Genomic DNA, 14,277 nt, shown 5'->3' on the forward strand with positions numbered 1-14,277 from the left:
CACACACGAACCTGCATTTCAGGCCTTCTCGAACCAGCCGATGTCCTTGCGGTGGTGCACCGTCGGCAGCTGGCGCGGAACGACCGGGGCCGCCCACCTGGCCGCGTTGGCGAGGATCTGCTGGACCTCGTCCTGGTGGTACGTCGGGTACTCCTGGTCACCGGGACGGAAGTAGAACACCCGGCCCTGGCCGCGCCGGTAGCAGCAGCCGGAGCGGAACACCTCACCGCCGGTGAACGAGCTGACGAAGACCAGCTCGTCCGGCTGCGGGATGTCGAACAGCTCGCCGTACATCTCCTCGCGCTCGATCACCAGCGGGTGCGGGATGCCCTGCGCGATCGGGTGGCCGGCCGCGACCGTCCAGATCAGCTCGCGGTCGTTCTCGGCGCGCCAGTCGAGCGAGCACGTCGTACCCATCAGCTTGATGAAGATCTTGCTGAAGTGCGCGGAGTGCAGCGCGATCAGGCCCATGCCGGACAGCACGTGCTGCTGGACCCGCTCGACGATCGCGTCGTCGACGTCGCCGTGCGCGGCGTGCCCCCACCAGGTGAGTACGTCGGTGTCCGCGAGCACCTCCTCGGTCAGACCGTGCTCCGGATCCTGCAGCGTTGCGGTCCGTACGACGACGTCCGCGCCCAGCTTGGCGCGCAGCGCGGCCGCGATGGTGCCGTGCATGGTGTCGGGGTAGACCTTGCGTACCGACTCGTCGCGACTCTCGTGGACGTTCTCGCCCCAGACGGTGACGCGGATCGGACCTTGAGCTGTCCTAGTCATGCAGCACAACCTCTCGTCCCGCCTTCGCCGAGGCGTAGCAGGCGTCGATGACCTCGGTCCGCAGCAGCGCTTCGGACCCGTTCTGCCCTTCCCACTCGCCGGACTTCACGATCCGGACGAACTCCCGCACCACGCCGCGGTGACCGAGCCCCGCGCCGGTCGCGGGCTTCACCTCGGCGGCGACGCCGGCGACATCGGTGAAGATCCGCAGCGTGTCCTCGGTGGTGTAGTTCTGCACCTCGATCTTGGCGCCGCCCTCGGTGCCGAACAGCTCGATGCCGAAGTTGTCCCCCGGCGCCCGGTACGTCGCCCAGCTGGTCTCGAGCTGCAGCGCTCCGCCGCCCTGCAGCCGCAGGTACGCCGTGGCCAGGTCCTCGACCTCGAACTTCGAGCCGAGCGTGTCCACGGTCGGGCGATCCGGCGTACTCGAACTGCCGCGGCCGCGCGGCCCCAGCTCCGCGAACGTGTTCGCCGAGACCGTCGTCACCTGCGGCTCGCCGAGCAGGTGCAGCGCCATGTCGAGGATGTGCACGCCGAGGTCGATCAGCGGACCGCCGCCGGACAGCTCCCGGTTGGTGAACCAGCCACCCATCCCGGGGATGCCGTTGCGGCGCATCCAGTGCGCTTTCGCGTAGTAGATCCGGCCGAGCTGACCCTCGTCGATCTGATGCTTGAGCGCGATGACGTCACCGCGCTCGCGGTGGTTGAACACCACCTTCAGCACCCGGCCGGCCGCCTTGGACGCCTCGACCATCGCCGTACCCTCGGCGACGGTCCGCGCCAGCGGCTTCTCGGACAGCACGTGCAGGCCCTTCTCCAGCGCCTTGAGCGCGATCGGGGCGTGCAGCTGCGTCGGCGTACCGATGCTGACTGCCTCCAGGCCCTCGGTCTCGAGCAGGTCCTCCCACTTCTCGTAGAGATGCGGTACGCCGTGCTTCTCGCCCAGGCTGGTCAGGATGTCCTTCTCCAGGCCCGCCAGCGCGACCACCTCGACGTCGGGCAGCTCGGAGAACGCCTCCAGCGCCGTCCGCCCGGCGAAACCCAGCCCGACAACTCCGACCCGCAGTCTTTGATCGTTCACACCTACGATCCTCTCCCGATGACAACGTTGGACACAAACCCCTTCCCACACTACGGAACACAATCGAACAGGGGTGGGAGAGGGGGCGTGTCAGTCGTCGTCGGCGTCGAAGTCGGGGTCGATCTGCTCCGGGGAGAGGGCCAGGACGTCGGCCAGTTCCAGCACGAGGGCGCTGCGGACCAGCCAGGACAGGCCGGCGCCGGAGCGTTCGGCGCGGAGCTCGATCGGGCGGCGGAAGACGACGATCCGGTACGGCTCGTGCGAGGTGCCGCCGGTGGCGTGGGTGAGCGGGATCTCGGTGGCGTCCAGGTCGAGGTTCGGCACGTCCTCGATCGCGAACTCGACCCGCGCGACGACCTGCGGCAGCCGCTTCTCGAGCCGGGTCACCTCGATCGCGACCACCTCGTCGAACTGGGCGGCGGCGGACCGCTGCAACGGCAGACCGCGCGGCGCGAACTTGCTCGGCCGGCTGATCGGGCCGAGCATGCCGCGGCCGTGGCGGTCGATGTGCCTGCGATGACGGCGAGCCTCGGTCACGCGCTCAGCCTAGTGGGGGTAACGTCTGTGCGTGAGCATCGCCAGGATCTGTTCGCGCGCCGGATGTCAGAAGCCTGCCGTATCGACGCTCACCTACGTCTATGCCGACTCGACCTGTGTCCTCGGTCCACTCGCGACGTACGCCGAGCCGCACTGCTACGACCTGTGCGCCGACCACGCCGACCGGCTGACCGCTCCGAACGGCTGGGAAGTCATCCGGCTCGCTCCGGACCCCGCAGCGGCCGGTCCGTCCTCCGACGACCTCGAAGCCCTGGCAAACGCAGTCCGCGAAGCAGCGCGCCCGTTGCCGCGCCGTGAGCCCGGAGCGGGTGCTCCGGGGGCTCCTGTCGAGATCGCTCGCCGTCGCCACCTGCGGATGCTCCAGGACCCCGGCGCCAACACCTCCGAAGGCTGAGCTACCGCAGAGCGGCGCTCACGTCCGGCTGGGCACCCAGCTGCGCACGGAACACCAGCGACGTGGTCAACGGCCACGCAGCCACCTGCGCCACGTCGTCCTTGGCAGGCTTCGCCGCCGGCATCAGCGTGACGCCGGCGACAACGGTCCCGCGCGTCTGCTGCACCATCAGGTACGTCGGTCGCGGCTGCGCCGGGAGCGAGACCTGCGACGTCGCACCACCGACCACGTCGAGCGCACGCGTGATCAACGCCCGCCCGGCCAGGTCGCGCAGCTCGAACTTGACGCTGCCGGTCTTCCCGGGCGCGGTCACCTGCAGCACGACCGGCTGCTTGTGCGCCGGCAGGACCAGGTACGCCGGGCCGGTCAGCGCATCAGCCGACCCGATCGACGCGAACTCGGACCGGGCCGCGTCCGTCATCCGCATCGACGCGGTCACGGGCTGATCCGAGGTCAGAGTGATCGCACTGGGATCACCGTGCAGCACCGGGTCGAGCATGATCGTCTTCACCGAGCCGGCCGCGACCGGCACAGTCTCGTAACCAGCCGGTTTGAACGACCCGTTCGGCCCGTTGATCGTGAGGCTCACGCTCGCTTGCAGGTCCGACGGGTTCGCGATCGACAGGATCCGCAGTCCACCACCCGGCGCAGCCGCGGGGACGAAGACCTTGGTGGCAGGCGCCGCCGAGGTGTTCAGCCAGTCCACTCCAGCAGGCACGCTGTTGCCGGTGGACGCGTTGGAGCGCACAGCGGCCGCCACGCGACCACCGGTCGACTCCACGTGCATGGCGATGTCCCGCAAGTTCGGAGCAACCTGCTTGAGGAACAGAAAGGCCGTGCCACGGGCCGGTACGACGATGCCTCGTGCGGCGGGCAGGTCCTGCTGACCGGTCCGCGCGTACACGGTGACGTTCACCTCGGCGTTGATGCTGTCCAGGTTCGTGAGAACCAGTACGTCGCGCCGATCACTCGCACCGGATGCGCCGACGAACCAGAAGTCCGATCCGGGCTGCTGGCACGGCACGCTCGCCATACCGGAGTTCACACCCTCCTCAGCGGTCGTCGTACTCGTGCCGACTGTCCCGGCGGCGAGTGGTCCGGTGCCTTCGATGGACAGCGGCTCCGGCTTCACGACCACTGGGCTCGAACCGATGAAGCCACGCTTCAGGATCGAACCGACCGGATTGGACGTGGCCGGCAGTGGAGCGATCGTCAGGGGCTGGGCACTCCCCGTTGCTGTCGGCGTACCTTCGGGCAGTGTCGGCGACACTCCGTTCACCACGCTGGCCAGCTTGCCGCCGGCTGCGAGCACCGGGCACGACAGCGCCGTACGGTTCACCACTGTGCGAGCCGGCTCGGTCGCGGCTGCAGGGCTCGTGTCGGGTTTCTTCGGATGCGTGACGACGCCGAGCCCGGCCAGCACAGCCATGGCAGCGATGACGGCCCCGAGCCGGAGACGCGGGTCGGACAACAACGGGCTCACCGCGGGTCCCTCCTGGCGTGGGTGCCATGCGGTACTGCGACCGTGCGGCGAACTGTCGGCAGGCAGAACACCAGCGCGATGATCCAGCCGATCAGGCCGAGGATGCGCCACATCGTGTGTGTCTGGTCGTGCAAGGGCGTCTTGCCGTCGATCTTCGACCGGTCCACCAGCCACGCGGCATCGCCGTCGTTCGCGCTGGCCCTGGTCAGGCCGGGCAAGGAGTCGAGCGTGGACGCCAACGTCGGGTCCACCGGGCCGGGCAGGTACACGTAGTCGATCGCAAGAGCGGCCAACTGCCGGCCTTCCTCGCCGCTACCGCCACCACCCAGGGTCGCGAGCACATCAGTGATCGGCTTGGTCTGCGCCGGGGTCGGCGCCGCCTCCAACGCACCCATCCGCGGTCCGCCGTCCTTGACCAGCGAGAACCGCATCTGGCCGGCCGGCGCCTTCCGCACGACCAGGATCGACTGGTTGTCCGGCGGATCCTGGGAAGACACCAGGTACGCCGGGAGGTCCTGCGCAGGCCCGCTCCACAACGGACCGTCGGTGCCACGCACCAGCCAGAAGCCCGCCGTCACGACGGTTGTCAGCAAGACGATGCCGAGCACGCCCTGCACGATGATCTCGGTGGACTTGCCGACCGAGTCCCACGCAACCGTGACGGCGATGATCCAGCCGGCGGTCATCAGGAACATCAACGGCCCACTGCCACCACCCAGCCGGCTGGCAACCAGCGTGCCCGCCAGACCAGCCAGTGCGGCGAACCAGCCGAGCAGTTCGTACCGCTGGCGAGATTCGCGCAGCAGACTGACCAACGCGACCAGAATCAGCGGTACTGCGAACCACCACGGCGCCGGCGCACCAATCGGCGTACCGGTCAGCAGATGTTGCAGGCTGTTGCCCGGACCGACCGCAGCGGTCGGCGGACCGCCCGCCTCCTGGCCGAGCTTGGACGGATGCTGCACCAGGTCGATGGTCCACGGCAGGACGAGCAGCAGACCCAGCACGACGGAGAACACCAACTGCCGGCCCTGTCGACGCCAGCCGAGCCCGAACACTGCACCCAGCACCAGGATGACCGCGATCAGCAGACCAAGGGCCGGCGTGAACGCGAACAGCACGGCCAGACAGATGCCGGCGAACCACGCGGCCCGCCAACTGCCCTGAACGTAGACGCGCCGACGCCGAGCGACAGTGTGTACGGCCGCACCGAGCAGGGGCAGGACGATCGCTGCCACGCATGTCCCGAGCCGCCCCTGGGAGATAGCGCCGTTCGTGAACACTGCCAGCCCGTACGCCGCTGCGCCCCACGCCCGCGCGACGCGGTCGACGACGAACGAACGCAGCATCGCCCAGGCAGCCAGAGCGGCCAGCGGCACGGCGCCCAGCAGGAGGATGTTCGTCGCACCGGATGGACCGAACATCACCGTCGAGAACGCCCAGAGCTGCGCCAGCCAAGCAGGCGGAGTCACACCGGGCGGAGCGGAAGCCGCTGCGTGCCACAGAGCCGCGATGTTCTCGTGCGCCGGGAGCAACAGGTTGGACCGGAGGAACCCGCCGCCGATCAGATCGCGCGCAGCAATCAGCGCACCGATCGCCAGCACCACCCAGGCGCCGAGGAACGGCCGGCGGATCAGCTGACGGCGCCACCGCGGCTGGTCGACCGCCACGCGGGCAGTGGACTTCGCTCGCCGTGCAGTGGTGACGACCTGCTCTTCCGGCTCGTCCGCCCAAGCTTCACGGATCCGCTCGGAGATCGTGCCGGTCGTCTCCTCCAGGTTGTGCCGCAGTGCGTGCACCGACCGGGAGAACAGGCCCTTGATGTGGTCGTACGGAACCTGGTCGAGATTGCGTCTGTTCTTGCGGGCCTGTGTCCAGCCACCGGCCAGCAGCGTGCCCAGCAAGGCAGTCCACTCGTCGACGGCACCTGATGGCGTCTTGCCGATCAAGAACCAGATCGAGCGGAGCACTGTGCCGAAAAGGAACCGCAGGATCAGCAGCGGCAGCAGCTTGCCCGGCGCGTTCGCGAGAACCGTGTAGTAGGCATGCGCGCGGTCCAGTTGGTACGCGTGCCGTCTCGTGCCGGCCAGCGCCCGCTCGCCGGTCGCGGCGGCCTGTGCGTGGTAGATGACCGCGTCGGGTGCGACACCGACCTGGTACCCCGCACGGCTGGCACGCCAGCCGAAGTCGATATCGTCGCGGAACATCGGCAGCCGCGGGTCGAAACCGTGCAGCGCCTCCCAGACGTCGCGACGTACGAGCATGCCGGCCGAGCTGACCGCGAGGACGTTCCGCGGTTGGTCGTGCTGGCCCTGGTCGAGCTCACCGTTCTCGATCCCGGTGTCGCGGCGGCCGCCGAGCGACGTCGTGACGCCGACCTCGAGCAGCTCGCGATCACGCGGCCACAGCCGCAGCTTCGGGCCCCAGACGCCGGTCGCCGGCGACATAGTGGCCTGAAGCAACAATTTCTCCAGGGCCTTCGGCGCCGGTGCGCAGTCGTCGTGCAGCAGCCACAGCCACTCGACCACGGGCATGTGCCCGTCATCGCCGTACGGACCGACGGCGCTCGGGATCGGCGCGAAACCGTGTGCCTCGAGGCCGCGGGCGACCGCCATACCGAAACCGGTGCGGGCCGAGACGCTGACCACAGGCTCGACGCCAGGCATCGCGGCGAGCAGTTCGGCGGTCTCGTCGGTGGATCCGGTGTCGACCGCGATCAGCCGGTCCGGCCGTGGGTTCAGCGCCCACAGTGCCTCGGACAGGCGCGGCAGCCAGGCCGCACCCTCGTGACCCACCACCACCGCGGTGACGACATGCCGGACCCGCGGACGACCCATCGGGTCGTCGATGTGATCGGTCGGGAAATCGACGGAGTCGAAGAATTCCCAGCCGGCCGGAGCTTCTTGTTCCATGCGGAGCTGTGACACCTCGATGCTTGCGGACGGTCACCGTGACCGCAGGTCCCGGCGAGGACTCACCATACAGCCGCCCGCCGAGCGCATGGAAAGCCGCGGGCCCCGGGCGACGTTCGCCCGGGGCCTCGCGGAAGTCCTGATGTTGTGGTGCTCTGGTTACCTACGGTCAGACGGCCTTCTTCTTCAGCTTGCGGCGCTCCCGCTCCGACAGGCCGCCCCAGATCCCGAAGCGCTCGTCGTTCTGCAGCGCGTACTCGAGGCACTCGCCCCGGACGTCGCAGCCGAGGCACACCTTCTTGGCTTCGCGGGTGGAACCGCCCTTCTCCGGGAAGAAAGCCTCTGGATCGGTCTGGGCGCACAACGCCCTTTCCTGCCAGTTCGGCTCCTCCTCGATCGCCTCACCGTCGACAATCGCCATCAGCTCTGTCACGGTACGACCTCCTCGACCCTGTTCGTTCCCCTGTACATGTGGGTTTGCGGTCCACATGCCTGACCTCGTCCGTCCTGCGCTCTGCAACGGTCCCCGATACCGAGTGTCCAACGAACGACACGGTTGAAATTACATTCCTGCAATCCACGAAAGTCAAGCCGTGCTCTGCTATTGGGATCATCCGCAACATGCCCGCAAAAGAACGAGAGGCCTGCAGATACAGGCCTCTCGCGCTGGGTACCCGGGCTCAAACCTCATTCTGCCGGGATTTTCCCGCTAGCTCGGGCAAGGGCTTGCCGATCCGGACCCCTTGCCCTGCTGGGAAAAGCTGCCCTGTCAGGAACGCTGCCCTGTCAGGAAGGCTGGGACCACCAGCCCTGCTGTCCCTGACCCTGCTGGTTCGGGTCGTTCTTGTCCGGCTCGACGCGCGGGTCGACCCGGGTCTCGTCGGCGGGCTCGGTCGGCGCGGGCTCCGAGGCACTCGGCTGCTGCTCGGCGGCCGGCGTCTCGTCGGCCTGCCAGGCCTGCTCCTGCTGCCATGCCTGCGGCGCGGCGTCGGACTGCTCGTGCGAGCCCTCCTCCGTCACCGGGTGCTCCTGCTGGGCCCACTCCTGCTGACCAGGCTGAGCCGGCTGGGCCTGCCCGTACTCCTGACCGGCCCACTGCTGCTGGCCGGCGTCTGCGCCGCCCCACTGCTGCTCCTGCGGCCACTGCTGGCCCTGGGCCGCGTCCTGTCCGCCCCACTGCTGCTGGCCTTCGGAGCTCCACGGCTGGGTCGGCTCGGCGCCCTGGCCCTCGGCGGTCCAGGCCTGGTCACCCTGCGGCTGACCGGCAGAGTGCTGTGCGGAGTGCTGTGTCTCGGCCTCACCGGCCGACCAGGCCTGCTGCTCGCCCTGGTTCCAGCCCTGCTCCTGCGGCCACTGCTGCTGCTCGCCCTGGCCCGCGACGTACCCGCCGGCCGCACCGGCCGCCGCGTAGCCGCCGTACTGGCCCTGACCCTGGTCGTACTGGCCGCCGTACTGCTGGCCCTGCGGGCCTGGCTGGCCGTAACCCTGCTGGCCCTGCTGCGGGTAGCCCGGCTGACCGTACGGAGCGGTCTGGCCGTACTGCTGGCCCTGCTGCTGGAACTGACCCGGCTTCGGCGCGCGCACCGGCGCGGGCAGCGACTGGAAGGTCTTCAGGATGTAGAGACCGGCAGCGCCGTACAGCGCGAGGCCGCCGAGCGCGTAGATGAAGCCGACGATCTTCATGCCGGCCGTGCTGGTCTCGTTGAAACCGGCGAACGCGGTGATCAGGCCGATCAGGCCGGTGACGCCGATGATGACGAGCGCTGCGAGGGCGACGGTGCGCGCGTTCGGGGTCCGCTCATCTTCGTTGACCAGCCAGACGGCACCGACCAGGACAAGGAGAATCACCAGCCCGGAGATCGAGGGTGGGGTGACTACGCCTTGCACTGTGCCTGCGGCGGCCGTGAAGCCGGCTCCGCCGACGAACAGCCGGATCAGCGAGGCCAGCGCGAGCAGGCCGGCGAATGCGAGCAGGATGTACGCGACCGGCTCTCTGAGCTTCTTGGTTGCGTCGGTGACCACGAGGGCTCCTCGGATGTTGGGGGGCCGTACAACTGAGCTGTGCGGATGGTTCGGACCCACCGCAGCATAGTCCCGCGGTGGTTCGACGCATTGACGACTCGTGCAGACTCTTCCCATGCGATTGACAGTGCTGGCCGGTGGCATCGGCGGTTCCACCTTCCTGCGCGGGCTGCTCCAGGCCCGCCCGGACGCCGAGATCACCGTCGTGGGGAACACCGCGGACGACATCACCCTGTTCGGGCTGCGGGTCTGCCCCGACCTCGACACAGTGATGTACACACTCGGCGGCGGCATCTCGGAGGAACGTAAGTGGGGCCGCGAGGACGAGACCTGGGTGATCAAGGAGGAGCTCGCGGCGTACGGCGTGGAGCCCACCTGGTTCGGGCTCGGAGACCGGGACGTCGCGACGCACCTGGTGCGCACGCAGATGCTCGACGCCGGCTACACCCTCAGTGCGGTGACGGAGGCGCTCTGCACGCGCTGGAAGCTCCCGGTGCGGCTGCTGCCGATGAGTGACGACCGGATCGAGACGCACGTCGTGGTGGAGGACCCGGATCAGCCGGGGCGGCGCAAGGCCATCCACTTCCAGGAGTACTGGGTCCGCTGGCACGCCGAGATCACCGCGCACCAGATCGTCGCCGTCGGCCAGGACAAGGCCAAGCCGGCTCCCGGCGTACTCGAGGCGATCGCGGACTGCGACGTACTGATCATCCCGCCGTCCAACCCGGTCGTGTCGGTCGGAACGATCCTCGGCGTCCCCGGCGTACGGGATGCGGTCCGGGAGACGAAGGCTCCGGTCATCGGGTTGTCGCCCATCATCGGCAGCGGTCCGGTCCGCGGAATGGCCGACAAGGTGCTCGCCACGGTCGGTGTAGCGTCCACAGCGTCGGCAGTCGCGCGGTACTACGGTTCGCGTGCGACCGGCGGAGTACTCGACGGGTGGCTGATCGACACGTCGGACGCGATGCAGGCGGACTCGATCGCCGGCGCCGGAATTCACGTCCAGGCCGTCCCGTTGTGGATGACGGACGAGACCAAGACCGCCGCGATGGCTGACGCGGCACTCAACCTCGCGGAGGCCGTGCGGCGATGAGGAAGCACCTGGAGATCTTCCCGGTGACCGGACTGCCCGAGGTGGCGGCCGGGGCGGACCTGGCCGCGTTGATCGCGGACGGCACCGACCTGCGCGACGGAGACGTCGTCGCGGTCACGTCGAAGATCGTCAGCAAAGCGGAGGGCCGGCTCACGTACGGCACCCGGCAGGAGGCTATCGACGCCGAGCTGGTGCGGGTCGTCGCGCAGCGCGGTGAGACCCGGATCGTGCAGACGCGGCACGGCCTGGTGATGGCTGCTGCCGGCACCGACACGTCCAACACGGCGCCTGGCACGGTTCTGTTGCTGCCGGTCGACCCGGACGAGTCGGCGCGGGTGCTGCGGACCGCGCTGAACGAGCGGTACGACGTCAACGTCGGCATCGTGGTGACCGACACACTGGGCCGCCCGTGGCGCAACGGTCAGACCGATCTGGCCATCGGTGCGGCCGGAGTGCGCGTCATCGAGGACCTGCGGGGTACGACGGACAGCCATGGGAACGTCCTTGCCGTGACGGAGCCTGCTCTGGCGGACGAGATCGCCAGTGCGGGTGAGCTGGTGAAGGGCAAGGCCGATGGAGTGCCCGTCGCAGTACTGCGTGGGCTGCAGGACGCCGTACTTCCCGTCGGCGAGCACGGACCGGGTGCACGGGCTCTGGTGCGGGACGCCGAGTTCGACATGTTCAGCCTGGGCACGCGGGAGGCCGCGCGGGCCGCCGTGCTGTCGCGGAAGGAGCCGTCCGGTCCGCGCGAGGTGGATCCGGCCGTGTGGGCCGGGTTGCTGCGCGACGTGGACGACGTACGGCTCGAGTTGGGCGACAACGCTGTCACGGTGTTCGGTGTGGAGCCGGTGACCGTCGGGGTGATCGCCGAGAAGCTCGCCGTACTGCTGCACGCTGAGGGGTACGGCGTGACGGTGCGGCCGGGACCGGGCGCTGAGGCGACGGTCACGTTCGGCTCACGGTCGCGGTAGTTTTCTAGGCAACTTCTTAGGGTTGCCTCGTACACTGCCTTCGCATGGCGGCGCGGTGGCCGCCCTTAGCCGGGAAGACCAACACTGTGGGTAAAGCGTCGTCGCAGAAGCAGTCGCGCCGCGAGATGATCGAGAGGATGCAGCGCGAGCAGTCCCGGTCGGACCGCCGCCGCACCATCATCATCGTGGTGTGCTCGATCGTGGTCGGCCTGGCGATCATCGCCTACCCGGCGATCAAGCTGGTGCAGGATTCACGGACCAAGAACCAGGCCCTGACCGACTTCGGCGTGGCCGCCTCGGCGGCTTCCTGCGACCCGGCCACCAACGACGCGGCCGGCGGCAGCCAGGACCACCGCCCCGACGGCGAGAAGATCCTCTACTCCGTCTCCCCGCCCTCCTCCGGCCCGCACTACGCGGTCTGGGCGCCCTTCGACAAGAAGTTCTACTCGACGAGCGACCGCCCGCCGGTGGAGAACCTGGTCCACAACCTGGAGCACGGCTACACGATCCTCTGGTACCGCGACACCCTGCCGAAGAACCAGATCGACGAGATCGAGAAGCTCTCCAAGTCCAAGCTCCCCGACAGCTCGTCCGGCAAGTTCATCGCCGCGCCGTACAAGCAGTCCGAGGGCAAGGGCTGGCCGGAGGGCAAGAACCTCGCGTTCGCCCACTGGAGCGGCCCCGGCGCCGACCAGAAGTCCTTCGGTCACCGCCAGTTCTGCGGCTCGGTCAGCGGCGACGCACTGAAGCAGTTCCTGGAGAAGTACCCGGCCACGGACGCCCAGGAGCCCAACGGCGGCTAGATGTAGTTCGCGTGGTCCGACTGGACTCGGGCCACGAGATCCTTCACGCGCTCGCCGTCGGACAGCGGGCAGACCATCGTGACGTCCTGGGTGTGGACGATGATGTGGCTGCGGAGCCCCACCGCAGCCACCAGGTGGTCCGGGTCGTCGGTGACGATGATGTTGTCGTGGGAGTCGAGTAGGCAGCTCAGCGTGATGCTGTCGGTGCGGTTGCCGTTGGCGTCCGCGGCGTACGTGTCGGCCAGCGCCGCCCAGGAACCCACGTCCAGCCAGTGCACCGGCATCGGTACGACGACCACGTCCGCATCGACCTTGCCCTGCGAGGCCGGCTCCATCACCGCGTAGTCGACCGAGATCTTCTGCAGGTTCGGGTAGATCTCCGCGAGAGTCGCCTCCCGCTCAGACGTGTCCCACACCGACGCGACCTCGCGCAGCTTGGCCGCCGACTCAGGCAGCAGCGAGTCGAGCACCGAAAGCACCGTCGACGCCTGCCAGACGAACATCCCGGAGTTCCACCAGAAGCGCCCCGTGGCCAGGTACTCCTCCGCTGTCTCCCGGTCCGGCTTCTCCCGGAACCGGTCCACGACGAAGGCCCGCGTGCCGTCGATCGCGTCGCCACGCTCGATGTACCCGAGCCCGGTGTGCGGATGCGTCGGCTCGATGCCGAACGTGACCAGCGACCGCCCGCGAGCCTCGACAACCTCGAACCCGTGCTCGATCGCCGCCCGGAACTCGTCCTCCGGGCTGATCAGGTGATCCGATCCGACGAAGGCGACCACCGCGTCGGGATCGTTCCGCGCCACGACAGCAGACGCGAGCCCGACCGCGTTCGCGGTGTCGCGCCGAGCCGGCTCGCCGATGATGTTGTGCTCGCCGAGCTCAGGCAGTTCCTTGCGTACGACGTCCGTGTACGCACCGACCGTGCAGACGTAGATGTTCTCCGGCTCGACCAGTCCGCGGAGCCGGTTGAACGCCACCCGCAGCAGCGATTGTCCCGCCGCCAGCGGCAGCACCTGCTTCGGCCTGTCGTCTCTCGACATCGGCCACAAGCGCGTCCCCGAACCACCCGCCAGGATCACCACGTTTCGCATGAGGAGAGACCCTACCGGTCGTCACCAGGTGGTTGCGGAATCCGGAGGTGCTTGAGGTCCGGCGGGATCGGCGAATCGGCCGGTTGCCAGAACAGTTCGGGTTCGCCGTCGAGCGCCGTCGCCGGTGCGTCGGTGAGCTTGAAGCGGTCGCGCAAGCGTCCGTAGAAGTCCGTCGGCCGCAGCCGCACGAGCCGCAACCGCTGCGGCGACCCGTACACACCGATCCAGTCCCCCGGATCGAGTACGCCGCGCAACTGCCCGTCGATACTCACCGCGGCCTGCCCCGAATGCGGCAGTACGCGCAGCGCGATCGGCTCGTCCGGCGCCGCGACGACCGTTCGGTTGAAGGTCATGTGCGGAGCAACCGGAGTGAACACGATCGCCTCGGTGTTCGGCGACAGGATCGGTCCACCGGCCGCGAAGCTGTACGCCGTCGATCCGGTCGGCGTCGCCACGATCACGGCATCGGCGGAGTACGACGCCAGCAGCCGGCCCGACAGGTACACGCCGAGCGCGACCTGGTGATCGCGCGCCAGCTTTTCCACCACCACGTCGTTCAGCGCGGTGACGTCGAGCGCCATGCCCCACCCGTCGCCCTCGGCCATCTCGTGCCGTACCGGCGGTGGCGGCAGCGCCGGGCCGTGCCCGTACCGCAGCAAGGACTCGATCCCGTGCGGGATCTCCAGCGGTCGCGACGCCCGCATGGTCAGCGTCATCCGTTCCTCGTACGTCGCTCCGCCGTGATGCACCGCCTCCAGCGCGGGCTCGACGTCGCGGCACGCCACCTCGGTCAGGAACCCGACCTTGCCCAGATCGACCCCGAGCACGGCCGCGTTGTTCTTCGCCGCGATCCGGGCCCCACGCAGGAACGTGCCGTCGCCGCCGAGCGTGACGACCAGGTCCGGGTCGCCGGCGTGATGCAGCTCGTCGGTCCCGCTGCGACGTTCCTTGTGGTCCTTCCAGACGTCGATGTCGGTGCAGCCGATGCCGTGGTCGGCCGCCCACTTCCGCACGGTCTCCGCGGTCTGCACCGCAACCGGCCGCCCCTGGTGGACCACAAGCCCAATCCGGCTGATCGCCACGCCACCCCTCCTC

Annotated in this window: 13 protein-coding genes; 4 read left to right on the forward strand and 9 right to left on the reverse strand. The window is 68.9% G+C overall.

Annotated features, from left to right (window positions below; all coding sequences use genetic code 11):
• Positions 1-18: 18 nt before the first annotated feature.
• The 3 genes from EV653_RS19530 to EV653_RS19540 form a co-directional block, all read right to left on the reverse strand.
• On the reverse strand, positions 19-774 hold the full coding sequence (locus tag EV653_RS19530; protein WP_134105174.1) for a ThuA domain-containing protein: 756 nt from the start codon (positions 772-774) through the stop codon (positions 19-21).
• Positions 767-1,855 carry a Gfo/Idh/MocA family protein gene (locus EV653_RS19535; protein ID WP_134105175.1) on the reverse strand — a complete coding sequence of 363 codons (1,089 nt, stop codon included), beginning with the start codon at positions 1,853-1,855 and terminating at the stop codon, positions 767-769. The genes EV653_RS19530 and EV653_RS19535 overlap by 8 nt, the downstream gene beginning before the upstream one ends.
• 90 nt (positions 1,856-1,945) lie before the next feature.
• Positions 1,946-2,392, reverse strand: coding sequence for a metallopeptidase family protein (locus EV653_RS19540; protein ID WP_238159898.1), 447 nt, complete (start codon positions 2,390-2,392; stop codon positions 1,946-1,948).
• Between the two features lie 31 nt (positions 2,393-2,423).
• Between EV653_RS19540 and EV653_RS19545 the strand changes: the two genes are divergently transcribed.
• The gene (locus EV653_RS19545; RefSeq protein WP_134105176.1) at positions 2,424-2,807 is read left to right on the forward strand and encodes a DUF3499 domain-containing protein; all 384 of its coding nucleotides are present in this window, start codon (positions 2,424-2,426) and stop codon (positions 2,805-2,807) included.
• Between the two features lies 1 nt (position 2,808).
• On the opposite strand, the gene EV653_RS19550 is transcribed toward EV653_RS19545, so the two are convergent.
• The 4 genes from EV653_RS19550 to EV653_RS19565 all read right to left on the reverse strand — a co-directional run bounded on the left by EV653_RS19550 (position 2,809) and on the right by EV653_RS19565 (position 9,224).
• Positions 2,809-4,290: a DUF5719 family protein gene (locus tag EV653_RS19550; RefSeq protein ID WP_134105177.1), complete on the reverse strand. Its 1,482-nt coding sequence runs from the start codon at positions 4,288-4,290 to the stop codon at positions 2,809-2,811.
• Positions 4,287-7,202 carry a glycosyltransferase family 2 protein gene (locus tag EV653_RS19555; RefSeq protein ID WP_134105178.1) on the reverse strand — a complete coding sequence of 972 codons (2,916 nt, stop codon included), beginning with the start codon at positions 7,200-7,202 and terminating at the stop codon, positions 4,287-4,289. Before EV653_RS19555 ends, EV653_RS19550 begins: the two co-directional genes overlap by 4 nt.
• 169 nt (positions 7,203-7,371) lie before the next feature.
• Positions 7,372-7,623 carry a WhiB family transcriptional regulator gene (locus EV653_RS19560; protein ID WP_020389877.1) on the reverse strand — a complete coding sequence of 84 codons (252 nt, stop codon included), beginning with the start codon at positions 7,621-7,623 and terminating at the stop codon, positions 7,372-7,374.
• A 365-nt stretch (positions 7,624-7,988) separates the two neighbouring features.
• Complete coding sequence (locus EV653_RS19565; protein ID WP_134105179.1) at positions 7,989-9,224, reverse strand: hypothetical protein; 1,236 nt, start codon at positions 9,222-9,224, stop codon at positions 7,989-7,991.
• Between the two features lie 115 nt (positions 9,225-9,339).
• Here EV653_RS19565 and cofD point away from each other — a divergent pair, with 115 nt between their 5' ends.
• The 3 genes from cofD to EV653_RS19580 are packed head-to-tail and all read left to right on the forward strand — an operon-like array spanning position 9,340 to position 12,091.
• Positions 9,340-10,317, forward strand: a complete 978-nt coding sequence (gene cofD, locus EV653_RS19570) for a 2-phospho-L-lactate transferase (protein WP_134105180.1) — start codon at positions 9,340-9,342, stop codon at positions 10,315-10,317.
• Complete coding sequence (locus EV653_RS19575) at positions 10,314-11,288, forward strand: coenzyme F420-0:L-glutamate ligase (protein ID WP_134105181.1); 975 nt, start codon at positions 10,314-10,316, stop codon at positions 11,286-11,288. Before cofD ends, EV653_RS19575 begins: the two co-directional genes overlap by 4 nt.
• A gap of 44 nt (positions 11,289-11,332) precedes the next feature.
• Complete coding sequence (locus EV653_RS19580; protein WP_238159899.1) at positions 11,333-12,091, forward strand: DUF3105 domain-containing protein; 759 nt, start codon at positions 11,333-11,335, stop codon at positions 12,089-12,091.
• Here EV653_RS19580 and EV653_RS19585 read toward each other — a convergent pair.
• Positions 12,088-13,182 carry a mannose-1-phosphate guanylyltransferase gene (locus EV653_RS19585; RefSeq protein WP_134105182.1) on the reverse strand — a complete coding sequence of 365 codons (1,095 nt, stop codon included), beginning with the start codon at positions 13,180-13,182 and terminating at the stop codon, positions 12,088-12,090. The two genes, EV653_RS19580 and EV653_RS19585, sit on opposite strands and share 4 nt — an antisense overlap.
• Positions 13,183-13,193: 11 nt before the next feature.
• Positions 13,194-14,264: an NAD(+)/NADH kinase gene (locus tag EV653_RS19590; protein WP_134105183.1), complete on the reverse strand. Its 1,071-nt coding sequence runs from the start codon at positions 14,262-14,264 to the stop codon at positions 13,194-13,196.
• Positions 14,265-14,277 lie beyond the last annotated feature (13 nt).

Source organism: Kribbella pratensis, assembly GCF_004365355.1.
Taxonomy (GTDB): domain Bacteria; phylum Actinomycetota; class Actinomycetes; order Propionibacteriales; family Kribbellaceae; genus Kribbella.

What these genes read in the sequence shown, in the direction of transcription:
- EV653_RS19530 (WP_134105174.1), bottom strand. Translation starts at nt 774, where the DNA reads ATGACTAGGACAGCTCAAGGTCCGATCCGCGTCACCGTCTGGGGCGAG.
- EV653_RS19555 (WP_134105178.1), bottom strand. Translation starts at nt 7,202, where the DNA reads ATGGAACAAGAAGCTCCGGCCGGCTGGGAATTCTTCGACTCCGTCGAT.
- EV653_RS19560 (WP_020389877.1), bottom strand. Translation starts at nt 7,623, where the DNA reads ATGGCGATTGTCGACGGTGAGGCGATCGAGGAGGAGCCGAACTGGCAG.
- cofD (WP_134105180.1), top strand. Translation starts at nt 9,340, where the DNA reads ATGCGATTGACAGTGCTGGCCGGTGGCATCGGCGGTTCCACCTTCCTG.
- EV653_RS19575 (WP_134105181.1), top strand. Translation starts at nt 10,314, where the DNA reads ATGAGGAAGCACCTGGAGATCTTCCCGGTGACCGGACTGCCCGAGGTG.
- EV653_RS19580 (WP_238159899.1), top strand. Translation starts at nt 11,333, where the DNA reads ATGGCGGCGCGGTGGCCGCCCTTAGCCGGGAAGACCAACACTGTGGGT.
- EV653_RS19585 (WP_134105182.1), bottom strand. Translation starts at nt 13,182, where the DNA reads ATGCGAAACGTGGTGATCCTGGCGGGTGGTTCGGGGACGCGCTTGTGG.